This window comes from Agrobacterium sp. LEGMi-208b (genome assembly GCF_059511785.1).
In genome coordinates this window covers 625220-649814 of record NZ_CM183445.1, presented here as the reverse complement: position 1 = coordinate 649814, position 24595 = coordinate 625220, and the positions used below count along the sequence as shown (strand labels likewise).

The following is a 24595-nucleotide window of genomic DNA, read 5'->3' as shown; positions in this document are numbered from 1 at the left end:
TCTAATCTATGGCCCATCGGACCATTGCTGCCCATGTCGCGGGCCATAAGTTGAATCTCGGACCAATTCGTTTCCGGTTTTCGCTCGAAATCTAGGGGTAGGTTTCACGTTGGTTTCAACAAGGCGAAGGTGGGGCACCGGGTAACTTCACATCGCTCGATGCGGCGTTCGTCCGCGTGAGGGGATCAATAAACAGGAGATACTTAAATGACGGAAACTGCATACGGTAACGCCCAGGATCTGCTGGTCGAACTGACTGCGGATATTGTGGCTGCCTATGTTAGCAACCACGTCGTTCCGGTAACAGACCTTCCCGGCCTTATTTCGGATGTTCACACGGCGCTCAGCGGAACATCGGCACCGGCATCGGTGGCGGTCAATGTCGAAAAGCAGAAGCCTGCCGTCTCTGTCCGCAAGTCGGTTCAGGACGATCACATCGTCTGTTTGGAATGCGGCGGCTCGTTCAAGTCGCTCAAGCGACATCTCACGACGCATCACAGCATGACGCCGGAAGAATATCGCGAAAAATGGGACCTGCCGGTCGACTATCCGATGGTTGCGCCCGCCTATGCCGAAGCCCGTTCGCGGCTCGCCAAGGAAATGGGTCTCGGTCAGCGCCGCAAGGCCAGCCGCTGATTTTAAAGACGGTCCGGCGGGGCCTGGTTCTTCTCCCCGCCGGGGAGAAGGCGGCCCGCAGGGTCGGATGAGGGGGCTAGCTCTCCGCATATTGCTACCCTCGCCCCCCTAACCCGCTGCCGCGACCTTCTCCCCGGTGGGGAGAAGGCGCAAGCCGAAGCCGATCGGTCCAGCCTTTGGCGATGCGGGAAGTGTCTGTTCCATTCAAATCTATGCCCAGCCGGTCCTTCGACCGGCTTTTTTATTGCCGCGCGGAATCTTTATCGAGGAAAAAAATCCTTAATCGCGCATATCGATTTTGCAAAAATAAAGCCGTATCAATCTCATAATTGTCCCATTCAAATTCGGGCTTCCCCATGTGGGCTCTCAGGTGTATGAATTAATTCCTATTCGTAGAGGAGTTGCATATGCCGTCGGATACTGTGTTTCTGTCTGCCGCCGCGCGGCCTTGCGTGCAGGTCGGTGATCGTTCTTTTCGTCATTGGCCGTCTGCGGCCGGGCGGGATGAAATTTCCCGTCTTTGCCGTCTGGTACGGCAGCTCACCGGCGAGATGGTGCAATTGACGGGGGACCGAACGCTGGTGCGCCGCGACAGCCGGCGCATGGAATGCCATATCCGCCAGATTGCCATGTATGTTTGCCATGTGCAGCTCGGCATTCCCATGTCGGATATCGGCCCCTGCTTCGGCAGGGACAGGACGACGGTGGGCCATGCCTGCCAGGTGGTCGAGGACCGGCGTGACGAACCGGCATTCGATGAGTTCGTCGCCGCGCTCGAGCGGCTTACCGGCAGTATTTTCAACGTCATGAAAGGGGCGAGGGATGAGTGAGATGAAACCCGTCCCGGCTGTTTCCCCCAATCCTCACCTCCTGCGGCTGTTGCGTTGCATTGCCTCGGGTGCGGTCGAGATTTCGCGGGACGGCAGCGATATTGTCCTTCACCGGGCGCGCGCAGGGCATCCCGCCCTCCGGTTTCCTGCTCTGACGGTAAGGCTTGCCGTGTCTTCCGGACTGATCGAGCAGCGGGAAAACAGCCTGTCCGCCGCGCCGCCGCTCGCCGCCTATCTGAAACGCGCAATGGCGAAAGACCGCGACGAGGTTTTTCAGGAACAGCACCGGCACATGCAGACGGTGGTTGTGGATGTCGGTGATGCGAAGCAGCCGGCGCGACGCAACCTCAACACGTCCCCCCTGACCAGCCTTGCACGGCTGAAGGAGCGGGACGGCGCGGCATTTTTCCCGGCGGATGCTCTGGAGGCGGGCGAGCGGCTCGCCGCCGATTTTCATCGCGGCCACCTCAACCCAAAGGTAACGGCGACATGGGAGCCAAGAATAGCGAACCGCACGAAAGGCGAGGCGGGAGGCGCGCTCGATCTCACCGAGGCGGCAATGGCGGCAAGAACGCGGTTTTCCCGCGCGGCCGATGCGATGGGGCCTGAACTGTCGGGCGTCGCCATCGATATCTGCTGCTTCGAAAAGGGGCTGGAGACGGTGGAGCGGGAAAGACAATGGCCGGCGCGTTCGGCAAAACTGCTGCTGCGCGCCGCACTGCTGGCGCTTGCCCGCCATTATGCGCCGCCTGCGGCCCGCGCCGGCAGGAAAGAACACCATTGGGGCGATGCAGATTATCGCCCGTCAATGATGAAATGAAGGTCAGGCGGCCAGCAGTCGGCCTTCCTCGCGGATGCGCTTGATCATCGAGCGCAGGCCGTTGGCGCGCTGCGACGACAGATGCTCCACCAGTCCGATCTTGTCGAACACTTCGATGGCGTCGAGACCGGCGATTTCGGAGGCTCTCTTGCCGGAATAGACGGCGAGCACGATAGCGACGAGGCCGCGCACGATATGCGCATCCGAATCGCCCTCGAAGGTCAGGCGAGGATCATCGGCGCCGTCGCTATGGCTGACGAGCCAGACCTGGCTTGCGCAGCCATGCACCTTGTTCTCGGGCGTGCGCTTGCTTTCCGGCAAATCGGGAAGCGCCTTGCCGAGTTCGATGACATAACGATAGCGATCCTCCCAGTCGTCGAGGAAGGCAAAGTCGTCAAGGATCGTTTCGAGAGAGGCCATTTGCGCGCCGTATCATCCGTTATTGCAGGTCTTTGTTAGGATATAGGCGAAGTGCGGGCCGTTTTGAACCATGGGCCACGAAAAAGCCCACGGAAAACGGGTTTCCGTGGGCAAGTCAGGCAGGCAGTCGGCAGCCGGATATCTTCGGCTGCAAAAAAGTCGCGGCGCGGTGGCCGGCAAGATCGGGGGCAGCAGGATCAGGGCGCGGGGCGCTTCTGCGGCAGGGGGATGACGGTGCCGGTCTTCAGCATGTCGGCATCCTTCGGAAATTCGACGCTGACGACCGGGGCTTCGGCCAGTTTTTCGGTCTCGGCCGCGAGTTCGGCGGCGGCGGCGGGCTTGTCACCGGAAGCAAGCTGCTTGTCCAGCAGCTCATAGGCGACCTTCGCGCCTTCCTTGGCCCGTTCGCCGAGCGCATGGAAGGTTTCGGCGCCCTTGACGCAGACGTCGGGCTTTTCGATGCAGATGGCGCTGACATAACGATAGGCTTCGCCGGCGGCCGAAACGGCGCTGGGAATATCGAAGGCCGAAGGTTCCTTGGCCGGATCGTTGCTGCTGCCGAAATAGGACAGCGCCACGAGCACCAGCGAAAACCAGAATGTTCCCTTGATCAGAAACCACATTGTCAGACACCCTGCCAGATGATCTTTGTTTTCTAAAGCCCCGCCCGGTTTCGGGTCATCGGCCTTTGTCCCGTTTTTCGGGCTTGTGAAGAAGCTACACGCGACCGGCGAACAGCCGATTGCAAAAAGCGACGCAATTTAATTCAAATTGTATCTATTCTCCTCGTATCGGGACGCCTGCCGAGAATTCATTCGCATTTTAACAGTCCATGTTAAGCATAATTGCGACAGAGGCCGCGCGTTCCGGGCGAAAGCGGCCGCCCGCTTTGCCACAAAGGTTAATACGATGGCAAAAATGAAGCGAAATCCGTCGCTTACCCGTCATTAACCATGATTGGCAAAGCTTCGAATAAATGCCCCGTAATGGGACTGCGGCGCATTTGAGAGGCTTTTGAGGCCATTCTTTTTATCCATTCCTTAAGCCGCCGCCTTCTATTGTCGGAGCCGTTGGAACCGCCTCAGGGATTCGGTGTTGGTATTGCGTAATATGAGAGAAAAAGCGGTCGCATTGGTCGACCATGCCGCGGGCAGATGGCTTGCGCGCATGGAAGAGGACGCCGAAAGGCGTGCCGGAACCGTTGCACGCCTGCGCCGGCTGATCGCCTTCAGCGCCGTCGGCCTTTTTGTTGTACCAGCCCTGTTCAGCCTCGTTTTCAGCCCGGCCATCGCGCTGCCCATCGGGGCTGCGCTGGTTGTGGCGCTGTTCCTGTCCGCCGCCGCGCTGATGATTGCCTTTTCGCGCCCGGCACGCGGCGCGTCCTCCTCTTCCGCCCCGTCTGGCGATAATGACCTGATCGCCGCTTCGCAGGTGCCGGGGCTCGTGCTCATGATCGGTGAAACCGGCGTCGTCGAACATGTCTCCGGCCGCGATCTCGCGACATTTCCGGCCGATCTTCAGGCCAGCAAGGGCCATATCCTCGTTGAATATGTCTATGTCTCCGACCGCCTCGAACTGATGCAGGCTTTCGACCTGCTGCGGCAGGGTGAAGACAGGGCATCGGCCGAGCTGCGGTTCGAAACGGGTGCGAAATCGCGCCAGGCGCAATTCATGCACGCCCGTATCGAAATGACCGCGATCCGCAGCGCCGGCGGCCGTCTGCGCCGCATCGCCGCCCAGCTCTCCGATGTCACCGAGATGGAACGCCTGCGCCGCGATGTCGCCCGCAAGGCGGCAGAGGCGGAATCGGCCAATGATGCCAAGTCGCGTTTTCTTGCCGCCGTCAGCCACGAGCTGCGCACGCCGCTCAACGCCGTTCTCGGTTTTTCCGATATTCTCGCCGGTGAATATTTCGGCCGGCTGGAAAACGATCGCCAGCGGGAATATGTCGGCCTTATCCGCCAGTCGGGCGCCCATCTTCTGTCCGTCGTCAACACCATGCTGGACATGAGCAAGCTGGAAGCCGGCCGTTACGAGCTGATGATGGAAAGCTTCCCGATTGCCGAGACGATCTCGTCCTGCGAAGCGATGCTCGGCCTGCAGGCGAAGGAAAAGGGCCTGACCCTGACCAGCCGCATCCAGCGCGGTATCGGCGAAATCTCGGCCGATCAGCGCGCCATCCGGCAGGTTCTCATCAATCTCGCCGGCAATGCCATAAAATTCACCGATGCCGGTGGTGTGGTGTCGATCGACGCCGCGCGCGAGGGTGCAATGCTGAAGCTGACGGTGAGCGATACCGGCATCGGCATCGCGTCCGACAAGATCGAACTCCTGGGCCAGCCCTTCATGCAGGTTCAGAATGAATATACCCGTCGCTATGAGGGCACGGGTCTGGGATTGTCCCTGGTCAAGGGGCTTGTGGCATTGCATGGCGGCACGTTCGCCATCGCCAGCGAGCCCGGCGAGGGAACGGTCGTAACGATCACCTTGCCTGCCGACGGCTCCGGCATGGCGGGTGAGGGCCAAAGCGCCGAAGCCGAAAGCACGGTGGAGTTTCCGCCGCGCATCCGGCAGCTCGGCGACATGGCTGCAATGATGAAAAAGGATGGTGACGATGGCCCCGCGAAAGCGAAAATCGCCTAAGAAAACAACGGCCCAGATTGGCGCCGGGCTTGTTTCCTTGGTGGTTTCGGCCATCGGGCGCGAAATCCTGCGCCATCCGAAACTGGTCGGCAGCTGCGGTGCCTTCGCGGTCGTCTTCGGTTTTGTCGCCGCCAACGCGCTCTGGTATCAGCCGGGCGTGCACCCTTCGCCTTTCCTGCGCACGCGCGATGCGGAAAACCCGAACGGCATTGCCGGTTATCGCCCGGCCGAGCCGCTCGGCACGCAGGGCAATGTCACCACTTTCCGCATTGAACGACCGGCCGAGACGCAAAACGCGCAGCAGCCTGCGGCCGAAACCCCGGCGCAACCCGTTGCCGAAGCCCAGAAGCCGCAGCAGATCGTTGCCGATATTCAGGCCGAGTTGAAGAAACGCGGGCTTTATGAAGGCGAGGCGGATGGCCGCATGGGGCCGAAGACTGCCGCCGCCATCATGTTCTTCGAAGAAACGCTGGGCATGGAACAGACCGGCGAACCGACGACCCGCGTGCTGGCGGCGCTCAGGATCGATGGCGCGACGGTTGCGGCGATCCCCCGGGACCGGCCCGCCGATAGCAGCGGCGGCGTCGAGATCGACCCGGTCGCGGCTGCCATCCGCAAGGCGGAAGCACCGCGCCCGAAGGCTGAGCCGGCTTCCCTCAACAGTGCCGCCAAACCGGCAAGCCGCGATCTCATCGCCAAGATCCAGCAGGGGCTGATCAATATCGCCTATGCCGACGTGAAGGTGGACGGCGTGGCCGGCCAGCAGACCCGCAACGCCATCCGCGCGTTTGAAAAACACTATCGCCTGCCGGAAACCGGCGAGCCGAGCGAGGCCGTGCTGAAGAAGCTGAAGTCGATCGGGGCGCTTTGAGGTTTGATTGACAGTGGACCGAAGGTGCTTGGGGCTTTACCCCCCTCTGCCCTGCCGGGCATCTCCCCCTCAAGGGGGGAGATCGATATGCGGCGAGGTCGCGCCCATCTCAACGTCAGCGAATGAAGTGGTGGTAGTGCCGCTTGCCGATCTCCCCCCTTGAGGGGGAGATGCCCGGCAGGGCAGAGGGGGGTAAAGCCCCAAGCACCTTCGGCAGCGTAAAATTGAAAGCACACCCATGCGCCTAAAATCCGAAATGTTCGTCTCCGCCCTCATCCGCCGCGTCTTCGCCGCCGGTGGATTTGCCGCTGTCGAAAAGAAGGGTGCGGAGGAGGCCGGCGCGATTTTCATCCGCCAGCGGCTGCGTGATGGCCGCGAAAACCTCTATGGACCCGCGCCGCAAAGTTTCGCCGATGAGGAGGAAATCCGCGCCGAGCGCCGTTTCGAAACGCGTCTTGCCGGTGCTGAAGGCGAGGAAAGTACCGCTCTTCTGGAAAGGGAGCGGCGTTTCGACAGCGACCTGTGGGTCGTGGAAATCGAAACCGACGAGATCGGAACATTGCTGACGCTGGTGGATCAGCCCAAAGCCTGGAACCAGGAAAAGTGAACCCCGGTTTTTCGTCCGCGAATGGCCCGCATCGGTGAAGACGCAAGGCCAGCCGCGCTTACCCTTACGTCCCGGTTCTCTGCGCAGCAGCCGGTGTGCCGTGGACCGGCCGTTCGCGGCCATGCGTATAGCTGTCGGCCCGCCGCCAGCTTTCCAGCCGCTCTTCGCATTCCACGATATCGAGACGGTCGAGCAGGGCTTCGGCACGGCTCATGTCGCCTTCGGCGGCGGAAAGATGCGGATAGAAGCATTGCAGCACGAAGGCCGCCTCGGAAAATTCCATGCCAAGGCCCGTCAGCGTCGTCGCAAGCTGCGCGCCTGATATATCGAGCATGATGCGCTCCGACAGCCAGTAGCTCGACGACAGCGAATCCGCCAGCGCCACCGCGAATTGCCGGGCATTGCGCTCGCGGGCGAAACGCACCAGCAGCGCTTCCTGCACGTCGCTCAGGCGGCGAAGGCCGAGAATGTCGCTTTCCGGGCGGTTGAGGTGATGCGCCATCTGCTTGATCCGCTGGCGCATTTCCTCTTCGAGCGCGGAAGCGGCGGCGATGTTGTCCGTCTTTTCTTCCGCTTTCGGCTCTTCGGCGCTGACCGCCGCCTGCGGTTCGGCAGCCGCCGTCTCTTCATCCGGCCGTTTCAGATCTTCCGCATGACGCAGCCCGACAAGCGCATCGATGACGGTGGGGGAGAGGTCCTCGCGGCGCACGATGGCGCGCGCATGCGCCGCGCCTTGCGTGCGGGCAATGGTGATCAGCGTGTCGTCATCGAGGCATTTCGACGAAATGAGAAAGGGCGCCGCAAGCGAAATCGGCTGGCAGGCGATGAAGAAGGCGACGGCCGAAGGCACGCTCGGATGCTGGGAGAGAGCGGCGATCGCCTCCCGCTTGGCTTCGTCGGTGGAGGCGTTGAAAAGCGGCATGAAAAGTTCGGCGAACTGCCGAAGGTCCGTTTTTGACGGATGGGAGACATTCTCGAAATTCGTCACCGTGGCCATCAGCACCACATCTTTCTTCCTAATGGCTCTTGGCCTCTCAAGTTCTCGAAACCGGTCGGTCAACGCACTACCCAACAAACGCAAACACAATATCGGCTCAAATTAGAGCAAATGCGTTGACGTCCTGTTAACTATGGGGGGTGGCAAGAGGGAAACTGCGTCTATCAACAAGGAAATTTTAAAACCTTGATGACGGACGAAATGCCGTGGAACTTTACCGCAGGGCCTTGGTTTTCAAGGGGTGCGGCTCCGGCAGGAATAAGTTGAGCCCCGGCAATTAAGGTTAACGGATCATTAACCTCTGTCTGTTTGTAATTTCATGGGCAGTATTAGGATTCCATGTTATTCTTATCGACGGAATAAATGCAAAAATGGCATGCGAAGCCTGAATCTGCGCACGATCGCCTTATAAGAATCGATTTAGATTTTTGGATCGTGCGAAAACCAGTCTGTGGACTGGCCTATGCGCAATGTGATGGTGATGACATTCCCGACGCAAGACGAGGCTTGCGCGGTTCCCATGGGCAACATTCACAATCATGTCCCGAAGAGGAGATGAGCATGGCAGAGATTATTCCAATCGGCGACGCCCGACGAAGCCTGCGCCCCGCTGGCGCGGTCGGACATGTTATCGGCCCGGCGAAAGTCGTGCTGTTTACCGGCGTGCGCTATGAAAAACGCGATACCGAGCCTTCAGGCAAAGTCGCGCGCAAGGGCAAATCCGCAGCGGAAACCGCCCTCAAATCCTGATTGCAGAGAATACCGACGTTATTTCCATGGCGTCGGCTGGCATTTCGCCTCGTTCAGGAACCGTTCCGCCTCTTCGCCGAAACTCGGCTGCGGCACCATGGTTCGCAACACCACATATCCTTCCGTCTGATCCGATTCCGCCAGAATGGCCTGTGAAAGCGCGGGCGGCTGCGCCTTGCGGATGGCGGCGATCTGCACTGCATCCGCCACCAGAATATCCATCACTCCGCCGGCGGATGTGCGGTCATTCATGCTGAACACCTCATTCGAGGCCTTGTCGTAAACCGCGACCGACCAGAAGGGCACGGCCCCGATGGCGGTCAGCCTCACCGGCTTGTCCTCGATATCGAAGGTGCAGACAGCAACCCGCATGAAGGGATCGCCGCTGCCAAGCGTCTTTTTCTCCGTCGTCTCTTCGAGCAGATGAAACAGATGCGGCTTTCCTTCAGCAACCGCGCGCGTATAGGCGTCGCGATTGCTGAAATGCGGTATCGCCAGAAGAATGATGACGTGAAGCACGGCTGCGCCGACGAGACCGGTGAGGATGGCGAGCAGGACCCTAAGCATTGCCACACCCCAGCTTGCGGATTTGCGGCATGGAGATATCGATCAGGCCGGAACTGCCGGCAACCGGCGTGTCGAGCAGGGTCATGACCAGCTTGAAGGTCTGGCCCTGCGGCACTGACAGCCAGTTATAGGTCTGGGCGTCCGCGGCGATGGTGATGTCGATGCCGCCATCGGCGCTGCGCAGAAGCGTGCGGGAATTCAGCGCGAAGGGCCGCCCGGCATCTTCGGCCAGCACATTGCCCTGCTGATCGGCGGTGTAGATCGTCCAGAAACGGGCGGGCGGCACGGCGCCCGCCAGCCGGTATCGGCACTCGCCGCTCAGGCGCTGGCCGTCGCTGTCGACGGAGGCGGTAAAAGCCAGCCCCTCGGCGGTTCCGTAAAGCAGCTTGCCGGCGTCGGCGCGGTGCGATTTGGCGTAAGGGTCGGCCTCGATCGTCTGCGCTTCGGGAAACGCATCCCAGGAGCCGATGCGGATCGATCCAAAGCCGGATGTCGCCTCAAGGGCTGCCAGCGTCGCGGCAATACCGCCGCCAAAGGCGATCAGAAGGGCGATGCCGACAAGGAATGGAACTCGGAACACGCTGTTTTCCCGTTTATGAACAGGTCGAGGACTATCACTGATTCCCTGTTTGGAAAATGGCGTGGCTTGTTTAGTCTTGGTGAAAATGATCACAACCGGGGATATTCCATCATGTCGCGACAATCCGCAATCGCCCGTGCCGCCGCCTGTTTCGACGATGGCAGCTTCGAGCGGGATCTGTCGCGCCGCGTTTTACGGCGGACCGAAAGCCAGAATGAGGAGCAGGGTGCGGAACTGACGCTTTATCTGGAACAGGAAATGTTGCCCGCTTTCGCCGCCATGGGGTTTTCCTGCACCATCCTGCGTGACCCGACGGCGGATTTGCCGTTTCTGCTCGCCGAGCGTTTCGAAGGCGACACGCTGCCGACCGTGCTGGGTTATGGCCACGGCGATGTGGTGCGCGGTCAGGACGAGGGCTGGGCCGAGGGTCTTTCGCCCTTTGTGATGTCCGAGCGCAATGGCCGGTGGTATGGGCGCGGCACCGCCGACAATAAGGGGCAGCATTCGGTCAATATGGCGGCGCTGAAAGCCGTGCTCGAGACACGCGGCAGGCTCGGTTTCAACGCCAAATATCTGATCGAGATGGGTGAGGAGAGGGGCTCACCCGGCCTGCGGGAGATTTGCCGGAACCATGGCGAGCGGCTGAAAGCCGATCTTCTGATCGCCTCCGATGGCCCGCGGCTGAATGCGGAGCGGCCGACGGTCTTTCTCGGCGCACGCGGTGGCATCACCTTCGATCTGGTGATCGAGGCGCGTGCGGGCGGCCATCATTCCGGCAATTGGGGCGGGGCGCTCTCCAATCCCGGCGTGCAACTGGCCCATGCCGTCGCAAGCCTCGTCGGCCCGACCGGCCAGATCCGCGTGCCGGAACTGGTGCCGGACGAGTTGCCACAGGCGGTGCGCGAGGCCCTTGCCGATTGCGAGATCGATGGCGGGCCGGACGGCCCGAAGATCGATCCGGACTGGGGTGAACCCGGCCTTTCCACCGCCGAGCGGGTTTTCGGCTGGTGCGCGCTGGAAGTGCTGGCTTTCGAGACCGGCAATCCGCGCGCGCCGGTCAACGCCATTCCGCCACGGGCATGGGCGCGGCTGCAATTGCGTTTCGTCGTCGGCATCGATCCGGACGCGGTTCTGCCCGCCGTGCGGCGTCACCTCGACCGGCAGGGTTTCGGCATGGTGGAAATCGCGCCTGCCGGCGACGAGATTTTCCGCGCCACCCGGCTCGATCCGCAGGACCCGTGGGTGGATTTCACGCTGCGCTCCATTGCCCGCACGACGGGCAGGAAACCGGCGCTTCTGCCCAATCTCGGTGGTTCGCTGCCCAACGATATCTTTGCCGATATCCTCAAACTGCGCACCATCTGGGTGCCGCATTCCTATCCCGGCTGCTCTCAGCATGCGCCGAACGAACATCTGCCGAAGGCGATCGCCCGCGAGGCGCTTACCCTTATGGCCGGACTTTATTGGGATATCGGAGAGGGGGATAGGCCGCCGCTTTAGGCGCCCATGACGAGCTTGAGGGCGATGGCCCACATGGTGACGGCGATGACGCCTTCGAGAATGCGCCAGGCGGAGGGTTTCTCGAAGATCGGCCGCAGCCAGCGCGCGCCGTAACCCAGCGAAAAGAAGAAGACCAGCGAGCCTGTGGCCGCGCCCGCCGCGAAAGTCTTTTCGAAGCCGGGAAACTGCGTGGAAATGGTGCCGAGCAGCACGACGGTATCGAGATAGACGTGCGGATTGAGGAAGGTCAGGGCAAGACAGATGGCGAGCGTCTGCCATAGGCTCGCCTCCTGCCGCTCGGCGACCGAAAGCGCCGCCGATGAACGCAATGCTGAATGCAGGCTTTTTGCCCCATACCAGATGAGGAAGGCGGCGCCCGCATAACGCATGATGGGATCGAGCGCCGGCATGATGGCGCTGATCCGCTGAAAACCGAAAACGCCGACGGTGATCAGCAGCGCATCGGCAATGGCGCAGGTGGCGCAGACGGCAAAGACATGCGAGCGCGCCAGACCCTGCTTCAGAACGAATGCATTCTGCGCGCCGATGGCGACGATGAGGCTGAGGCCCATCGTCAGGCCGGTGAAGAAGATCTGAATGTCCATGCGCGTCGCGGCCCCTGCCTCTGTCCATGTGGAGTGGCCGAAGGCGTTGCTTTCGGACCGAGTGCTTGGATATTTGGGAAGAATGGTTTAATCCAGTTAAATAAACTCAATCCAGATAAGTATTGCTAATGTCCTGTCATGTCATTTCGCAGACTGCTTTTCTGAGGCGCTGCCTCCCCTCAACCCTCATTCCTGTGCTTGTCACAGGAATCCAGCCAGCCCAAGTCCTTGGGCTGAAAAGACTCTTCCGCCGCGCAGACGCACGTCGACTGGATTCCTGTGACAAGCACAGGAATGAGGAGAGGAGAGCTCCGCACCAATGGTCTGTAGCGGCGCGCCAGCCGCATCAGTTCCAATCTCCTCAGCCGGTGTCCTAATGCTCGACTACCCCTCCATGCGGGCCGTGGCGCTCGTTGCCCAGACCGGCAGTTTCGAAAAGGCGGCGCAGGTGCTGTGCGTCACGCCTTCGGCCGTCTCCCAGCGCATCAAGCAACTGGAGGAGCGGCTGGGCGTGGTGCTGATCGTGCGCGGCAACCCCTGCGTGGCGACGGAAAAGGGCGAATGGCTCTGCCGGCATATGGACCATGTCGGCATGCTGGAAAGCGAATTGTTCCGCCAGCTTCCGGCATTGGCGCAAGCGGGATCGGCGCAGGAGCGTGTGACGCTCAACATCGCCACCAATGCCGACAGCCTCGGCACCTGGTTTCTGGACGCGGTGTCGAAATTCACCGGCGGCAGCGATTATCTCGTCAATATCGCTGTCGACGATCAGGATCACACCGTGGAATGGCTGCGCGGCGGCAGGGTGCTTGCCGCCGTCACCGCCCATGCCAAGCCCGTGCAGGGTTGCCGGGTCACAGCGCTCGGTGTGCTGCGTTATCACGCCACCGCCAGCCCGGATTTCATGGCCCGCCATTTCGCCGGCGGTGTGACACCCGCCGCCCTTGCCCGCGCGCCGGGGCTCACCTTCAACCAGAAGGACAGGCTGCAGGCGAGCTGGATCAGGCAGGCGCTGGGCGAGGAGGTCTCCTATCCCACCCACTGGCTGCCTTCGACGGACGGCTTCGTGAAGGCGAGCCTTTCCGGCATGGGCTGGGGGCTCAATCCGGTTCAGCTTGTGGGGGAACATTTGAGGGAAGGGCGGCTGGTGGAGGTCGTTCCCGGCACGCCGCTTGACATTCCGCTTTACTGGCAGGTGAACCGGCTTGCGGCGGAGCGGCTTGGTGGGCTTACGGCGGATGTGGTGGCGACGGCGAGGACGGTGTTGTTGCGCTAGGTTGTGGTTTGGAAAAGCGGTGGCGATGGAGTGCGGGGCTTTACCCCCCTCTGCCCTGCCGGGCATCTCCCCCTCAAGGGGGGAGATCGATCTGTGGCACGCTCTCGTCCATCTCAACGCTTGAGAATGAAGTTGTGGTAGCGCCTCTTGCCGATCTCCCCCCTTGAGGGGGAGATGCCCGGCAGGGCAGAGGGGGGTGAGCCCCGAACTCCGAAAGCACCCTCTACACGCCCCAACCTCACCGCCGCGCCGCATCCTCCGCGCCTTCCCGCAACGATGCATCCGCCACCTTCTGCGTCGTCACGCTAAGCGCCGAAGCATCCTTCATCTTCCTGGCGATGGAGCGGATCACACGCGTGGCTTCCGCCGAGAGCGAGCGCGGGCGGGTGAGCGCCGGCATGGCGGGTGTGTTGGCGGTGGCTGCTGCCACTTGCGCGGCGGGTTGCGGGCGCGCGCCCGTCGGCAGCGGGTTCTGGATGCCGGGAATCGGGCGCAGCTCCATGCCCTGATGGGCATAATCCATCAGCCGCTTGAAGGTCATGGCCGGAAGCGCGCCGCCGGTCATGTTGTTCATCGGCGTGAAATCGTCGTTCCCGAACCAGACGGCCGTGGTGTAGTTGCCGGTGAAACCCACATACCAGGCATCACGATAGGCCTGCGAGGTGCCGGTCTTGCCGCCGGAAACGATGCCGTTTTCCAGCGCGCCGCGCCGGGCCGTGCCCATGACCGGGATGGTCACCAGCATCTGGTTCATCTTCGAATTGGCGTCTTCGGAAAGCACCCGTTTGGCGGGCGGCTCGTTGTGGCTGAAATCGTAGAGAACATTGCCCTCGTAATCCAGCACCTGCTCGATGCCGTGGCGGCGGGACTGCATGCCGTCGGCCGGGAAAACGGCATAGGCGGTGGCCTGATCGAGAACCGTCACTTCTGATGTGCCGAGCGGAATGGTCTTGTCGCTGCGCAGCGGCGTGGCGACACCCATGGACTTGGCGGTATCGACGATGACCTGTGTGCCGAGCACGTCCTTCGCGAGCCGGACCGGCACGGTATTGTAGGACTTGGCGAGCGCCATCTGCAGGGTCACCTTGCCGGCATAGGAGCGGCCGTAATTCTGCGGCGACCAGCCGCGCCAGGTTACCGGCGCATCTGATATCAGCGTCTCGGGCTTCATGCCCTTTTCCATGGCGGCGGAGTAGGTGTAAACCTTGAAGGAGGAGCCCGGCTGGCGCAGCGCCGCCGTGGCGCGGTTGAACTGGCTTTCGCCATAATCACGCCCGCCGACCATGGCGCGCACGCCGCCGCCATTCTCGATCATCACCATCGCGCCCTGCTTGACGCGGTAACCTTCGCCGAATTCGCGCAGGCCCATTTCCATCGCCTGTTCGGCCGCCTGCTGCAGGCCGGTATCGATGGTGGTGCGCACGACGACGGTGTGATCCCTGAACTTGCCTTGCGCCGCCAGCCGCTGCACTTCGTCGAAAGCCCAGTCGAGGAAATAATCCGGCGCCTTCACATCGGCGCGGTCGATGACGGTGGCCGGGTTGCGCCTCGCGCCGATCACCTGGCCCTCGGTCATCAACCCGCTCTGTACCAGATTGGAAAGCACGGTGTTGGCGCGGGCGCGGGCCGCCGGCAGGTTGACATGCGGCGCATATTTGGCCGGCGCCTTGAACAGCCCGGCCAGAATGGCGGATTCAGCCAGCGTCACGTCGGTGAGGTTCTTGCCGAAATAAAATTGCGCCGCCGCAGCAGCGCCGAAGGTGCCGCCGCCCATATAGGCGCGGTCGAGATAAAGGCTGAGAATTTCCTTCTTCGACATGTTGGTCTCGAGCCACAGCGCGAGGAAGGCTTCCTTGATCTTGCGCTCCAGCGAGCGCTCATTGGTGAGAAACAGGTTCTTGGCGAGCTGCTGCGTCAGCGTCGAGCCGCCCTGCACCACGCCGCCGGCGCGGGCGTTTTCACTCATGGCGCGGGCAAGGCCAATGAAATCGATGCCGAAATGGTCGAAGAACCGCCGGTCCTCGGTCGCCAGAACCGCCTTGATGAAATGGTCAGGCATCTGGTCGATCGGCACGCTGTCCTCATGGATGATGCCGCGATGACCGATGGTATTGCCGTAGCGGTCGAGGAAGGTGACGGCGAAATCGCCGCGATAACGCCAGTCCTTCTTGGTTTCCTCGAAGGCGGGCATGGCGAGCGCGAGAAGCACGACGGATCCCGCCGTTCCGAAGGTCAGCGCGTCGCAGGTGAGGTTGACGAGAAGCTTCTTCCAGCCACGCACATGCAGCTTGCGGGAGGCGATGGTGACGTCTTCCCAGAAATCCACCAGCCGCGCCGCAGCCGTCCACAGACCGGAGTCGATGAAGCTATCGATCCGGAGCAGGATATGCCGTTTCTTACGGCCTTTTTTATCGTCTTTTTCTTCCTGCACCTGGCGATGTTTTCCTGTTCAACGCAACGCGGCCATCGAGATGTCTGCCCGATATTCTGTACTTCAACCTATTCCCGACGCAAAACCATGGCATGTCTGTGTCGGAATTGCTTGACGTGGTGGCTTCTTACGGGCCAATGACCCTCTGCCGCCCGCCAATCTCCATAAAATATCGTACAAACCAGCCCTTGGCGATACGATATAAAGGATTAGGGACCGGTTAAACACTCCCGTCCAAGAGATCAAAATGAAACGGAAATGTTAACGATGAATGACGCGCCGTTCTGGAAAACCAAATCACTCACGGAGATGACCGGCGAGGAATGGGAAAGCCTGTGCGACGGCTGCGGCCTCTGTTGTCTGAACAAGCTGGAGGACTGGGACACCGGCGAAGTGGTGTTCACCTCGGTCCGCTGCGTGCTGCTCGACGGCGAGAGCTGTCGATGCTCCGATTACGAAAACCGCCGCGCCACCGTGCCGGACTGTATCCAGCTCGACCTGAAGAAGGTGCATGAGATCGGCTGGCTGCCGCCCACCTGCGCTTATGCGCTGGTGCGCGACGGCAAGGATCTCTACTGGTGGCATTATCTCGTCTCCGGCGATACCGAGACGGTGCATGAGGCCGGCATTTCCGCACGCGGCCGCACCGTCAGCGAGGCCGACGTGGATGTTGACGACTTCGAGGATTATGTGGTCGACTGGCCTCTCACGGTGGGTGAGACGGTCGGCGCGAGGGCGGGCGAAAAGGAACGGACTTGATGGAGAGAGTCAATTTTCGGTTTGGTCCTATTCCTGCCCCATCGTTCCCTTAAGGCAGTGTCGCCCGAAAGCGTGTCACGGTTTCGGGGTACGACTTGTCTGAAATCAAAGACAGCTTCCGGCCATTCCGGCAAATGATCCGCAAAAGCGGACGAGGGACATCAAAACGCATGCGCTACCGGCTGCCCGCCATCGTTCTTTCATGCCTTGCCCTTCCGGGGCTCCTGCCGTTTTCCGCTGATGCCCAGCAACAGCCCCAGGCCTTTGAATGCACGCTGGTCACGTCCATCGAGACCGGCGCCATCATCAACCAGCAGGGCGCCTGCGACCAGCGCGTAGCGCCGGCCTCCACCTTCAAGGTGCCGCTGGCGCTGATCGGCTACGACGCCGGCATTCTTCAGGATGAAAAGACGCCCGCCTGGGACTGGAAACCCGGCACCGAGGCGCGCGCTTCCGACCGCAAGACGGTCGATCCGACGATCTGGGAGCAGGATTCGGTGCTGTGGTATTCGCGCGAAATCACCCGCCGCCTCGGTCCGGAAAAATTCGCCGCCTATGTGAAGCGCCTCGGTTACGGCAATGCCGATGTTTCCGGTGAGCCGGGCAAGAATAACGGGCTCACCCATTCCTGGCTCGGATCGTCGCTGACGGTCTCGCCGGTGGAACAGGTGGGCTTCCTCCGCCGCCTTCTGGCCGGCAATCTGCCGGTCTCGCGCGATGCGCAGGCCAAGACCAGGGCAATCGTACCGGTCTTCGATGCGCCGGAAAGCTGGGCCGTGCACGGCAAGACCGGCACCGGCTACATGCGTGACGAAAAGGGCAATCCCGACCGCAACCGCCCCTTCGGCTGGTTCGTCGGCTGGGCGGAGCGTGAAGGCCAGCACATCGTCTTTGCGAGACTGCGCGTTTCCGACAAACCATCCAACGAGCCGCTCGGCCCCGCCGTGCGCGATGCCTTCCTGCGCGATATTCCCCGGCTGGCCGTGCACCGGTAGTTGCGCAGCCGGTATGACCTTTGCCCGAAAAGGAAAAGCATATGCCGGATGCCTCTCGTGACGTCATCACGATCTACAATGAACACGGGGCCGATTTCGACAGGCAGCGTGGCCGCTCCCTTGCCGAAAAACCCTGGCTCGACAGGTTCATCTCGCTCTTGCCGAAGGGCGCGTCCATTCTCGATATTGGCTGCGGTGCCGGTGAGCCGATCGCCGGCTACTTCATCGCCAGCGGTTATGACGTCACGGGCATCGATGCGTCCCTGCCGCTGGTCGAGCTTTGCCGGAAGAGATTTCCCGGAAACCTCTGGGCGGTTGCGGATATGCGAAAGCTGGCCCTCGGCCGCCGCTTCGACGGGCTGATCGCGTGGCACAGTTTTTTCCATCTGACGGTGGGCGATCAGCGCCGCATGTTCGACATTTTCCACCAGCATGCCAATGACGGCGCGGCGTTGATGTTCACGTCCGGACCGGATCACGGGGAAGCCATCGGCACCTTTCAGGGTAGGCCGCTTTATCATGCGAGCCTCGCACGCGATGAATATGAAAGCCTGCTCGCCGGGCATGGTTTCCGGCTTCTCGATCATGCCGTCAACGATCCCGAATGCGGCGGCGCCACGGTTTATCTGGCGAGACGCGTCGCCCTCTGAACGCGCGCTTGGGAGGCCTCACCCGGTAGCGGGTCAACGGGGCCGCATGATCGCTGCGAACGCGATGTTTTACGGTGGGGGCCGCACTCACGATTGTGTGTTCAACAAAAACTTTGCGCTTCCCTTGACCTTCCCATCATGGGAATCTCTACATAGGGTCTCGAAAGGGGATTTCCCATGAACGAGACAGTCAAACACGCCCATCGACATGAACCGGTTTCCATTCCCGTGGAAGGCATGACCTGCGCCTCCTGCGTGCGGCGGGTGGAAACGGCCGCGGCCAAGGTGCCCGGTGTCGTCTCGAGTTCCGTGAACTTCGCCACGAAGAAGCTCACGGTTGAACCGGCCGAAGGTTTTTCGGCCAAAACGCTTGGCGCCGCCATCAAGAAGGTCGGTTACGATATCGCACCGGAACGGCAGGAATTTGCGGTGGAAGGCCTGCGGGGCGAGGCGGATGCCGAAAGGCTGAAGGCCGTTCTGGAAGCGGTCGCCACCACAATCGCCGTCAAGGTCGACGCGGCCTCCGGCAAGGCTTCCGTGGAGACGATTGGCGGCCGGCGTGAACGGGATGCGCTTGTGGAAACGGCAAAGCTCGCCGGTTTTCTGCTGAAGACGCCGGGACCGCGCGACCATTCCGCCCATCAAGGTCACGGCCAGCGCCACGGACATCATCAGGGCCACGGCCAGATGGCGGCGGCTGACGAAAGCGGCGGCCATGACCATATGCACCATGTGGGCGAGGAGGGCGCGCTGAAACGCGACCTGACGATCGCCGCGATCCTGACCGCACCGCTTTTCGTGCTGGAAATGGGCGGTCATCTCTATGAGCCGATGCATCACTGGCTGATGGGTATCATCGATACGCAGAACCTCTATTACATCTATTTCGTGCTGGCGACGGCGGTGATTTTCGGACCGGGCCTGCGCTTCCTCAAGACCGGTTTTCCAGCGCTGCTGCGCGGCGCGCCGGAAATGAATTCGCTGGTGGCGCTGGGCGTCACAGCGGCCTATCTTTATTCCGTCGTGGCGACCTTCGCGCCCGATCTGCTGCCGGCGGAGGCGCAGTTCGTCTATTATGAAGCGGCAACCGTCATCGTCACGCTGATCCTGACCGGACGGCTTCTCGAAGCCCGCGCCAGCGGCCGCACGGGAGACGCCATCCGCAAGCTGATGAGCCTGCAGGCGAAGACCGCCCGCGTGGAGCGCGACGGTGCCACCATCGATATTTCCCCCGAGGACCTTGTGGCCGGCGATATCGTCGTCATCCGCCCCGGCGAGAGGCTGGCGGTGGATGGCGAAGTTGTCGAAGGCTCGTCCTATGTCGATGAATCCATGATATCGGGTGAACCCGTGCCGGTGGAAAAGGCGGTCGGCGCAACTGTTGTCGGCGGCACCATCAACAAGACCGGCGCCTTCAAGTTCAAGGCAACCAAGGTCGGCGCGGATACCATGCTGTCGCAGATCATCCGCATGGTGGAGGAGGCGCAAGGCTCCAAGCTGCCGATCCAGCTGCTGGTGGACCGTGTCACCGCGCTCTTCGTGCCCGTCGTCATCGCTATTGCGGTGCTGACCTTCATTGTCTGGGCGATATTTGGTCCCGAGCCCGCCTATACTTTCGCGCTGGTCAATGCGGTGGCGGTGCTCATCATCGCCTGCCCCTGCGCCATGGGTCTCGCCACGCCGACATCCATCATGGTCGGCACCGGAAGGGCGGCGGAACTGGGTGTGTTGTTCCGCAAGGGACAGGCGCTGCAGGAACTGCGCTCGGCTGAGATCGTCGTGGTGGACAAGACCGGCACTGTCACCAAGGGCCGTCCGGAACTGACCGATCTGGTGGTTGCGGAAGGATTTGCCGACAATGAGGTGCTGAGGCTGGTCGCCGCCGTCGAGGGCCGCTCGGAACATCCGATTGCCGAAGCCATCGTCCGGGCTGCGGAAGAAAAGAAGGTGGTGGTCCCTGCAGGACTCGAACCTGCAACCGTGGAAAACTTCGAAAGCGTGACTGGCTACGGTATCGCCGCCACCGTCAATGGCCGCAGGGTCGAAGTCGGCGCGGATCGTTACATGGCCAAACTCGGCCATTCCGTGGATATCTTTGCCGACGCCGCCGCAAGGCTGGGCGACGAGGGCAAGACGCCGCTTTATGCCGCCATCGACGGCAGGCTGGCGGCTGCGATTGCCGTCGCCGATCCGCTGAAACCTTCGAGCGTCACCGCCATCCGGGCGCTGCAGGCCATGGGCATCGAAGTGGCCATGGTGACGGGCGACAATGCCCGCACGGCGAATGCAATCGCCCGGCAGGTCGGCATTTCCCGTGTGGTGGCCGAAGTGCTGCCCGAGGGCAAGGTGAAGGCGATCCACGAGATGCGCGAAGGCGGCAAGGTGCTGGCCTTCGTGGGTGACGGTATCAATGATGCGCCGGCGCTGGCCGAGGCCGATATCGGCATCGCCGTCGGCACCGGCACGGATGTCGCCATCGAAAGCGCCGATGTGGTGCTGGTCGGCGGCGATCTTCTGGGGGCGGTCAATGCGATCGAGATGAGCCGTGCGACCATGCGCAACATCAAGGAAAACCTGTTCTGGGCTTTCGGTTACAATGTGGCGCTGATACCGGTTGCGGCGGGCGTGCTTTATCCGGCCTTCGGCATCACGCTGTCGCCGATGATCGGCGCGGGCGCGATGGCGCTCTCCAGCGTCTTCGTTCTCGCCAATGCGCTGCGGTTGAAACGGGCGAAGGTGGCCCATCGGGAGGTGACGTCGTGAATATCGGCCAGGCATCGGAAGCATCGGGCGTTTCCGCCAAGATGATCCGTTATTACGAGCAGATCGGTCTCATCACCCCCGCCGCCCGCACCGGCAATAATTACCGGGTTTATGGCGAGCAGGACGTGCACAATCTGCGCTTCATCAAGCGGGCGCGCACGCTCGGTTTTTCGCTCGAAGAAACCGAGACGCTGCTGAAACTCTGGCAGGACAAGAGCCGCGAGAGTTCGGCGGTGAAGGAAATCGCGCTCGTCCACATCGCCGATCTCGAGCAGAAAATCGCCGAGATGAAGAGCATGGTGAAGACGCTGTCCCATCTCGCCCATTGCTGCGGCGGCGACCACCGGCCCGACTGCCCCATCCTCGACGATCTCGCGGGCGCCGATAAGACCGACGCCCGGCCCGCGAGAGCCCACTGACCTTTAATGACATCCGGCGCGGAAATAGTGGTGCCGGTCAAAAGGAGAAAACCATGAGCGCAACCACCTTCCTCATTCCTGATATGACCTGTGGCCATTGCGAAAAGACGCTGCGCGGCGCTCTCACGGAGGCGCTGCCCGGCGCGTCCGTCAGCATCGACCTCGATGCCCACAAGCTGACCGTGACAGGCGACGCCGCAACCGCGGAAGCGGCGATCCGCGAAGCCGGTTATTCGCCGGAACGGGCGGGTTGAGAGACGGCTTCCGTTTGCGCAGGTCCAAAAATGTGCTACATATGTTGCACAAAAATGGAGCGCAGACGGATGACCGTAACGACGAGAATAAGACGTCAGGGCGGTGCGGCGGTGATGACTATCCCGCCCGCTCTTTTGAAGATGCTGGGGCTGGAAATCGGTGAGCAACTGACGCTCGAGGTCGATAACGGCGCGCTGGTCGCCAGCCCGGTTCGGCAGGAAAAGAAGCGCTTCACGCTTGCCGAACTGCTGGAGGGTGCGGATGAAGTCGCTGCCCTCAATGCCAGTGCGCGGGAGTGGGACGAAGCGCCGCCAGTCGGCAAAGAAGCCCTTTGATGGTCCGCAGCCAGATTCCGAAACGTGGCGACGTTTATCTGGTCGACCTGAACCCTGTCATCGGCAGCGAAATCAGGGACGAGCATCGTTGTATCGTCATCACGCCGAAAGAAATCAATGCAGTTGGACTGTGCCTTGTCGTTCCCGTGACCACGGGCGGAGTATTCACACGCAGGGCAGGGCTTGCCGTGAACATATCGGGCCACAGGACAACCGGGGTTGCATTATGCAATCAGGTGAGAAGCATGGACATTGTTGCCCGTGCCGCCCAGAAGAAAGCGAAATATATCGAAACCCTTGACGATGCGACGATCGACGAAATCGCCGGTCGTGTCATCAGCATGATTGATCCCGCCTGAGAACGCCAATTGGAATAATAAGCGATATATGCTACTGAGTAGTATGATCTTTCCTGTCGAGGGAGTGCCACAATGTCCGTCAAGGCGTCAGTTTCCATCTCCGACCAGCAGGACAGTTTCGCCCGCAGGCTGGTGGAAGAGGGGCGTTATGCCAGCCTCAGTGCCGTCGTCCAGCGTGGGCTGGAACTGCTCCGGCAGGAAACGGAACTGAAGGACGCCGAACTTGCCGCGCTTCGTGATTTGCTGGCCGAGCGTGGGCAGGGCGACTTCGTCTCCCTGGAAGACGGCAAAGGCAGAACCGCAGCGATGATAGCAGCCAAAAAGGCTGATTATGGCCTTTAAGGTCGTGCGCTCTACCCAGACGGATCGGGACCTCGGCCTCATTCTCGACCATCTCATTCAGTCCTATCTCGACCTTGGTGACGCCTTGCCGGGGGCTTTCGCGCGCGCCGAACGACGCGTGGTGTCAATTGAAGCGGATATGGATGCGCTTCACAAATCGCCTTTTCAGGGCACATTATTGCCCGAAATATTGCCCGGCCTTCGCCGGGTAACGAAAAATCAGGCTGTCTTTTATTTCGATGTCGAGGAGGGTGAAAAGACCGTGCGTATTCTCGCGGTGTTTTTCGGCGGGCAGGACCACCTGCGCCATACGCTCACGCGCCTTGTCTCCCGTCGCGCCCCGGACCTTCCCTAAACCTCGTCGAAAGCCCCGCCTTCCCGCGAAGGATTGCGGTTGATCACCCGTTCCTCGGCATCGTCTGGCAGGGCCTCGTCGCTTTCCTGATAGGGATCGTCCTCGCTTTCGGCCTCTTCTTCCTCGATTTCCTGTTCGATGGATTGTGGAATTTCTCCCCTGGCGGGAAGGGCGTCGATGTCGAGATCGAGCAGGTCCTCGTCCATGGCGTCTTCGTTGCGGGGCATGATTTTCTCGCGGTCCATGACGGTATCCTTTCTGTCTGTTCATTCGACAAACGGCCCGGAGGGGCGGAGGGTTCCTGCTGCCGAAGAATTCCTTCAGGGCAAATGACGTGAAAAGGTGTCTTGACCTCAATGGCGCTTGAGGTTCTAGTTTGCCCGCCGTACCCGAAAAAATGGAAAGGATACGGCTTTGACGAGTATGGAAATGGCGGAAAAAAACGGCTGGGGCGAATTGCTGAGCGGGGCGAACCTCTCGCTTCTGACCGTCATCTCCGCCGGTATCGGCCTGCACGCCTTCAACCAGTTCGCGGTGGTGACGGCCTTGCCCGTCGCCGTCAACGACATCGGCGGCGCGGGTTTTTACAGCTGGGCCTATAGTCTTTATTTCGTCGGCTCCGTGGCGGGCGGCGTCACCGCCGTGCTGTTTCGCGAGCGTTTTGGCGCCCGCGCGGTGCTGCTTCTGTGCTGCCTGATCTTTTCCTTCGGTTCGGTCCTTTCGGCAATCGCCGGCGACTTTTTGTGGGTCGTCGTCGGCCGCGCGTTGCAGGGGCTGGCGGACGGGCTGATCGTCGCCGTATGCTACAGCCTCATTCCCGCCGGTTTCCGCTCCGGCCTGTTGCCGAAGGTCTTCGCCATCGAGGCGGCGATCTGGGCGGTCGCCTCCTTCATCGGCCCGCTGACCGGCGGTTTCGCCACCGAACATATCTCCTGGCGCGCCACCTTTCTGCTGTCGGCGCCGCTGATCCTGCTGCTGCTCGCCTATACTGTCGTTGCCGTTTCCGCCGAACGGCCGGTGGCGGCGACGCGCAAACCGCTGGTGCCGCTGCTGCTTTGCCTTGTCGGCGCATTGGCGTTTTCCGCGCCTTCCGCCTTCGAGGATGCGAGCCTGCGCGCCCTTTCCCTGCTCGTGGGGGCGGCGCTGCTGTGGGCTTCGCTGCGCGCGGGCATCCGGCCTTCCATCGGCCTTTTCCCGAAGGATTCCTTCCGGTTGAAGACGGTGCTCGGCAGCGGTTTCTGGGTGCTGTTCCTGATGTCCTATGCCCATGCGCTGGGCAGCGTCTATCTCGCTTATGTCGCCATCAATCTCTGGCGGCATGAACCGACCTTTGCCGGTTTCATCGTGGTGACGATGCCGCTTGCCTGGAGCTTCGTGGCGATGCTGATCGGCAGCCTGCGCTCGGCCCGTCTTCGGGAGATTTACCTGCATTACGGCCCTTACCAGATGGTGCCGGGCTGCGCGCTGCTCGGGCTTGGGCTTGCGACCGGCAACTGGGGAGAGATGCTCGTCGGGCAAATCCTGATCGGATCGGCCTTCGGCATGTCCTGGGCCGGCATCAGCCAGGCCGCCATGGAGGCGGCGCCGGAAGAGGAACGCAAGATGACGGGTGCGCTGCTGCCGACCGTCGCGACGCTGGGCGCCGCTGCCGGTGCCGGCGCCAGCGGCACAGTCGCCACTGCCACCGATCTGGTGGCGCAGATCGAGCGTGCGGATGTGACGATGCCGATGGTTTATCTTTATGGGCTGGGCGTGGTCGTGTCGCTGCTGGCGATCATGACCGCCAGCGGCTTACGCGGCGAACGGCGCTAAGGTGCGCGCGTGCCGCGG

Annotated in this window: 28 protein-coding genes; 20 read left to right on the top strand and 8 right to left on the bottom strand. The window is 61.6% G+C overall.

Annotated elements, in window-relative coordinates; genetic code table 11:
• Positions 1 to 207 precede the first annotated feature (207 nt).
• The 3 genes from ros to AC5YUO_RS03225 all read left to right on the top strand — a co-directional run bounded on the left by ros (position 208) and on the right by AC5YUO_RS03225 (position 2286).
• Positions 208 to 636, top strand: coding sequence for a MucR family transcriptional regulator Ros (gene ros, locus AC5YUO_RS03235; RefSeq protein ID WP_003497181.1), 429 nt, complete (start codon positions 208 to 210; stop codon positions 634 to 636).
• A 407-nt stretch (positions 637 to 1043) separates the two neighbouring features.
• Positions 1044 to 1466 carry a helix-turn-helix domain-containing protein gene (locus tag AC5YUO_RS03230; protein WP_400811628.1) on the top strand — a complete coding sequence of 141 codons (423 nt, stop codon included), beginning with the start codon at positions 1044 to 1046 and terminating at the stop codon, positions 1464 to 1466.
• A complete protein-coding gene (locus tag AC5YUO_RS03225; protein WP_496154228.1) occupies positions 1459 to 2286 on the top strand; it encodes a DUF6456 domain-containing protein in 828 nt (275 codons plus the stop codon). The genes AC5YUO_RS03230 and AC5YUO_RS03225 overlap by 8 nt, the downstream gene beginning before the upstream one ends.
• A 3-nt stretch (positions 2287 to 2289) precedes the next feature.
• On the opposite strand, the gene AC5YUO_RS03220 is transcribed toward AC5YUO_RS03225, so the two are convergent.
• Together AC5YUO_RS03220 and AC5YUO_RS03215 are read right to left on the bottom strand one after the other, a co-directional pair.
• Positions 2290 to 2706, bottom strand: a complete 417-nt coding sequence (locus AC5YUO_RS03220; protein WP_496154227.1) for a SufE family protein — start codon at positions 2704 to 2706, stop codon at positions 2290 to 2292.
• 197 nt (positions 2707 to 2903) lie between these two features.
• Positions 2904 to 3329 carry a DUF5330 domain-containing protein gene (locus AC5YUO_RS03215; protein WP_496154226.1) on the bottom strand — a complete coding sequence of 142 codons (426 nt, stop codon included), beginning with the start codon at positions 3327 to 3329 and terminating at the stop codon, positions 2904 to 2906.
• 487 nt (positions 3330 to 3816) lie between these two features.
• Here AC5YUO_RS03215 and AC5YUO_RS03210 point away from each other — a divergent pair, with 487 nt between their 5' ends.
• From AC5YUO_RS03210 to AC5YUO_RS03200, 3 genes are all read left to right on the top strand, one after another.
• Positions 3817 to 5349: a sensor histidine kinase gene (locus tag AC5YUO_RS03210; RefSeq protein ID WP_496154225.1), complete on the top strand. Its 1533-nt coding sequence runs from the start codon at positions 3817 to 3819 to the stop codon at positions 5347 to 5349.
• A complete protein-coding gene (locus tag AC5YUO_RS03205) occupies positions 5321 to 6220 on the top strand; it encodes a peptidoglycan-binding domain-containing protein (protein WP_496154224.1) in 900 nt (299 codons plus the stop codon). The genes AC5YUO_RS03210 and AC5YUO_RS03205 overlap by 29 nt, the downstream gene beginning before the upstream one ends.
• A 238-nt stretch (positions 6221 to 6458) precedes the next feature.
• Positions 6459 to 6827: a DUF1491 family protein gene (locus AC5YUO_RS03200; protein ID WP_496154223.1), complete on the top strand. Its 369-nt coding sequence runs from the start codon at positions 6459 to 6461 to the stop codon at positions 6825 to 6827.
• Between the two features lie 64 nt (positions 6828 to 6891).
• Here AC5YUO_RS03200 and AC5YUO_RS03195 read toward each other — a convergent pair whose 3' ends face one another.
• The gene (locus AC5YUO_RS03195) at positions 6892 to 7824 is read right to left on the bottom strand and encodes a DUF2336 domain-containing protein (RefSeq protein WP_496154901.1); all 933 of its coding nucleotides are present in this window, start codon (positions 7822 to 7824) and stop codon (positions 6892 to 6894) included.
• 561 nt (positions 7825 to 8385) lie between these two features.
• On the opposite strand from AC5YUO_RS03195, the gene AC5YUO_RS03190 reads away from it, so the two are divergent.
• Positions 8386 to 8574 (top strand): hypothetical protein, encoded by a 189-nt coding sequence (locus AC5YUO_RS03190; protein ID WP_400811640.1) that lies wholly within the window; start codon positions 8386 to 8388, stop codon positions 8572 to 8574.
• Between the two features lie 18 nt (positions 8575 to 8592).
• Here AC5YUO_RS03190 and AC5YUO_RS03185 read toward each other — a convergent pair whose 3' ends face one another.
• Positions 8593 to 9141, bottom strand: a complete 549-nt coding sequence (locus tag AC5YUO_RS03185; RefSeq protein WP_400811643.1) for a DUF1254 domain-containing protein — start codon at positions 9139 to 9141, stop codon at positions 8593 to 8595.
• Entirely contained in the window at positions 9134 to 9721 is a 588-nt protein-coding gene (locus tag AC5YUO_RS03180) for a DUF1214 domain-containing protein (protein ID WP_400811646.1), read from the bottom strand. Before AC5YUO_RS03180 ends, AC5YUO_RS03185 begins: the two co-directional genes overlap by 8 nt.
• Positions 9722 to 9832: 111 nt before the next feature.
• Here AC5YUO_RS03180 and AC5YUO_RS03175 point away from each other — a divergent pair, with 111 nt between their 5' ends.
• Entirely contained in the window at positions 9833 to 11221 is a 1389-nt protein-coding gene (locus AC5YUO_RS03175; RefSeq protein ID WP_496154222.1) for a M20 family metallopeptidase, read from the top strand.
• On the opposite strand, the gene AC5YUO_RS03170 is transcribed toward AC5YUO_RS03175, so the two are convergent.
• Positions 11218 to 11826 (bottom strand): LysE/ArgO family amino acid transporter, encoded by a 609-nt coding sequence (locus AC5YUO_RS03170; protein ID WP_496154221.1) that lies wholly within the window; start codon positions 11824 to 11826, stop codon positions 11218 to 11220. The genes AC5YUO_RS03175 and AC5YUO_RS03170 overlap by 4 nt on opposite strands.
• Positions 11827 to 12202: 376 nt before the next feature.
• Here AC5YUO_RS03170 and AC5YUO_RS03165 point away from each other — a divergent pair, with 376 nt between their 5' ends.
• Positions 12203 to 13102: a LysR family transcriptional regulator ArgP gene (locus AC5YUO_RS03165; protein ID WP_496154220.1), complete on the top strand. Its 900-nt coding sequence runs from the start codon at positions 12203 to 12205 to the stop codon at positions 13100 to 13102.
• 238 nt (positions 13103 to 13340) lie between these two features.
• Here AC5YUO_RS03165 and AC5YUO_RS03160 read toward each other — a convergent pair whose 3' ends face one another.
• Positions 13341 to 15533 carry a transglycosylase domain-containing protein gene (locus AC5YUO_RS03160; protein WP_496154219.1) on the bottom strand — a complete coding sequence of 731 codons (2193 nt, stop codon included), beginning with the start codon at positions 15531 to 15533 and terminating at the stop codon, positions 13341 to 13343.
• A gap of 267 nt (positions 15534 to 15800) precedes the next feature.
• Between AC5YUO_RS03160 and AC5YUO_RS03155 the strand changes: the two genes are divergently transcribed.
• The 10 genes from AC5YUO_RS03155 to AC5YUO_RS03110 all read left to right on the top strand — a co-directional run bounded on the left by AC5YUO_RS03155 (position 15801) and on the right by AC5YUO_RS03110 (position 22765).
• Entirely contained in the window at positions 15801 to 16292 is a 492-nt protein-coding gene (locus tag AC5YUO_RS03155; RefSeq protein ID WP_496154218.1) for a YcgN family cysteine cluster protein, read from the top strand.
• A 170-nt stretch (positions 16293 to 16462) separates the two neighbouring features.
• On the top strand, positions 16463 to 17287 hold the full coding sequence (gene blaOXA, locus AC5YUO_RS03150) for a class D beta-lactamase (protein WP_400811659.1): 825 nt from the start codon (positions 16463 to 16465) through the stop codon (positions 17285 to 17287).
• Positions 17288 to 17328: 41 nt separating this feature from the next.
• Entirely contained in the window at positions 17329 to 17937 is a 609-nt protein-coding gene (locus tag AC5YUO_RS03145) for a class I SAM-dependent DNA methyltransferase (protein ID WP_496154217.1), read from the top strand.
• 177 nt (positions 17938 to 18114) lie between these two features.
• Complete coding sequence (locus AC5YUO_RS03140; RefSeq protein ID WP_496154216.1) at positions 18115 to 20700, top strand: heavy metal translocating P-type ATPase; 2586 nt, start codon at positions 18115 to 18117, stop codon at positions 20698 to 20700.
• A complete protein-coding gene (gene cueR / locus AC5YUO_RS03135) occupies positions 20697 to 21119 on the top strand; it encodes a Cu(I)-responsive transcriptional regulator (RefSeq protein ID WP_496154215.1) in 423 nt (140 codons plus the stop codon). Before AC5YUO_RS03140 ends, cueR begins: the two co-directional genes overlap by 4 nt.
• A gap of 53 nt (positions 21120 to 21172) precedes the next feature.
• Entirely contained in the window at positions 21173 to 21373 is a 201-nt protein-coding gene (locus AC5YUO_RS03130; RefSeq protein ID WP_496154214.1) for a heavy-metal-associated domain-containing protein, read from the top strand.
• 69 nt (positions 21374 to 21442) lie between these two features.
• A complete protein-coding gene (gene mazE / locus AC5YUO_RS03125; RefSeq protein ID WP_059753836.1) occupies positions 21443 to 21709 on the top strand; it encodes a type II toxin-antitoxin system antitoxin MazE in 267 nt (88 codons plus the stop codon).
• Positions 21709 to 22068 carry a type II toxin-antitoxin system toxin MazF gene (mazF, locus tag AC5YUO_RS03120; protein ID WP_496154213.1) on the top strand — a complete coding sequence of 120 codons (360 nt, stop codon included), beginning with the start codon at positions 21709 to 21711 and terminating at the stop codon, positions 22066 to 22068. The genes mazE and mazF overlap by 1 nt, the downstream gene beginning before the upstream one ends.
• 72 nt (positions 22069 to 22140) lie before the next feature.
• Positions 22141 to 22410 carry a ribbon-helix-helix domain-containing protein gene (locus tag AC5YUO_RS03115; RefSeq protein WP_496154212.1) on the top strand — a complete coding sequence of 90 codons (270 nt, stop codon included), beginning with the start codon at positions 22141 to 22143 and terminating at the stop codon, positions 22408 to 22410.
• Positions 22400 to 22765 (top strand): type II toxin-antitoxin system RelE/ParE family toxin, encoded by a 366-nt coding sequence (locus tag AC5YUO_RS03110; RefSeq protein ID WP_496154211.1) that lies wholly within the window; start codon positions 22400 to 22402, stop codon positions 22763 to 22765. Before AC5YUO_RS03115 ends, AC5YUO_RS03110 begins: the two co-directional genes overlap by 11 nt.
• Here the strand turns inward: AC5YUO_RS03110 and AC5YUO_RS03105 are convergent.
• Positions 22762 to 23010 (bottom strand): hypothetical protein, encoded by a 249-nt coding sequence (locus tag AC5YUO_RS03105; RefSeq protein ID WP_496154210.1) that lies wholly within the window; start codon positions 23008 to 23010, stop codon positions 22762 to 22764. The two genes, AC5YUO_RS03110 and AC5YUO_RS03105, sit on opposite strands and share 4 nt — an antisense overlap.
• A 178-nt stretch (positions 23011 to 23188) precedes the next feature.
• Between AC5YUO_RS03105 and AC5YUO_RS03100 the strand changes: the two genes are divergently transcribed.
• Positions 23189 to 24577 (top strand): MFS transporter, encoded by a 1389-nt coding sequence (locus AC5YUO_RS03100; protein WP_496154900.1) that lies wholly within the window; start codon positions 23189 to 23191, stop codon positions 24575 to 24577.
• Positions 24578 to 24595 lie beyond the last annotated feature (18 nt).

What these genes read in the sequence shown, in the direction of transcription:
- ros (WP_003497181.1), top strand. Translation starts at nt 208, where the DNA reads ATGACGGAAACTGCATACGGTAACGCCCAGGATCTGCTGGTCGAACTG.
- AC5YUO_RS03230 (WP_400811628.1), top strand. Translation starts at nt 1,044, where the DNA reads ATGCCGTCGGATACTGTGTTTCTGTCTGCCGCCGCGCGGCCTTGCGTG.
- AC5YUO_RS03225 (WP_496154228.1), top strand. Translation starts at nt 1,459, where the DNA reads ATGAGTGAGATGAAACCCGTCCCGGCTGTTTCCCCCAATCCTCACCTC.
- AC5YUO_RS03220 (WP_496154227.1), bottom strand. Translation starts at nt 2,706, where the DNA reads ATGGCCTCTCTCGAAACGATCCTTGACGACTTTGCCTTCCTCGACGAC.
- AC5YUO_RS03215 (WP_496154226.1), bottom strand. Translation starts at nt 3,329, where the DNA reads ATGTGGTTTCTGATCAAGGGAACATTCTGGTTTTCGCTGGTGCTCGTG.
- AC5YUO_RS03210 (WP_496154225.1), top strand. Translation starts at nt 3,817, where the DNA reads ATGAGAGAAAAAGCGGTCGCATTGGTCGACCATGCCGCGGGCAGATGG.
- AC5YUO_RS03205 (WP_496154224.1), top strand. Translation starts at nt 5,321, where the DNA reads ATGGCCCCGCGAAAGCGAAAATCGCCTAAGAAAACAACGGCCCAGATT.
- AC5YUO_RS03200 (WP_496154223.1), top strand. Translation starts at nt 6,459, where the DNA reads ATGCGCCTAAAATCCGAAATGTTCGTCTCCGCCCTCATCCGCCGCGTC.
- AC5YUO_RS03195 (WP_496154901.1), bottom strand. Translation starts at nt 7,824, where the DNA reads ATGGCCACGGTGACGAATTTCGAGAATGTCTCCCATCCGTCAAAAACG.
- AC5YUO_RS03190 (WP_400811640.1), top strand. Translation starts at nt 8,386, where the DNA reads ATGGCAGAGATTATTCCAATCGGCGACGCCCGACGAAGCCTGCGCCCC.
- AC5YUO_RS03185 (WP_400811643.1), bottom strand. Translation starts at nt 9,141, where the DNA reads ATGCTTAGGGTCCTGCTCGCCATCCTCACCGGTCTCGTCGGCGCAGCC.
- AC5YUO_RS03175 (WP_496154222.1), top strand. Translation starts at nt 9,833, where the DNA reads ATGTCGCGACAATCCGCAATCGCCCGTGCCGCCGCCTGTTTCGACGAT.
- AC5YUO_RS03170 (WP_496154221.1), bottom strand. Translation starts at nt 11,826, where the DNA reads ATGGACATTCAGATCTTCTTCACCGGCCTGACGATGGGCCTCAGCCTC.
- AC5YUO_RS03165 (WP_496154220.1), top strand. Translation starts at nt 12,203, where the DNA reads ATGCTCGACTACCCCTCCATGCGGGCCGTGGCGCTCGTTGCCCAGACC.
- AC5YUO_RS03155 (WP_496154218.1), top strand. Translation starts at nt 15,801, where the DNA reads ATGAATGACGCGCCGTTCTGGAAAACCAAATCACTCACGGAGATGACC.
- blaOXA (WP_400811659.1), top strand. Translation starts at nt 16,463, where the DNA reads ATGCGCTACCGGCTGCCCGCCATCGTTCTTTCATGCCTTGCCCTTCCG.
- AC5YUO_RS03145 (WP_496154217.1), top strand. Translation starts at nt 17,329, where the DNA reads ATGCCGGATGCCTCTCGTGACGTCATCACGATCTACAATGAACACGGG.
- AC5YUO_RS03140 (WP_496154216.1), top strand. Translation starts at nt 18,115, where the DNA reads ATGAACGAGACAGTCAAACACGCCCATCGACATGAACCGGTTTCCATT.
- AC5YUO_RS03130 (WP_496154214.1), top strand. Translation starts at nt 21,173, where the DNA reads ATGAGCGCAACCACCTTCCTCATTCCTGATATGACCTGTGGCCATTGC.
- mazE (WP_059753836.1), top strand. Translation starts at nt 21,443, where the DNA reads ATGACCGTAACGACGAGAATAAGACGTCAGGGCGGTGCGGCGGTGATG.
- mazF (WP_496154213.1), top strand. Translation starts at nt 21,709, where the DNA reads ATGGTCCGCAGCCAGATTCCGAAACGTGGCGACGTTTATCTGGTCGAC.
- AC5YUO_RS03115 (WP_496154212.1), top strand. Translation starts at nt 22,141, where the DNA reads ATGTCCGTCAAGGCGTCAGTTTCCATCTCCGACCAGCAGGACAGTTTC.
- AC5YUO_RS03110 (WP_496154211.1), top strand. Translation starts at nt 22,400, where the DNA reads ATGGCCTTTAAGGTCGTGCGCTCTACCCAGACGGATCGGGACCTCGGC.
- AC5YUO_RS03105 (WP_496154210.1), bottom strand. Translation starts at nt 23,010, where the DNA reads ATGGACCGCGAGAAAATCATGCCCCGCAACGAAGACGCCATGGACGAG.
- AC5YUO_RS03100 (WP_496154900.1), top strand. Translation starts at nt 23,189, where the DNA reads ATGGAAATGGCGGAAAAAAACGGCTGGGGCGAATTGCTGAGCGGGGCG.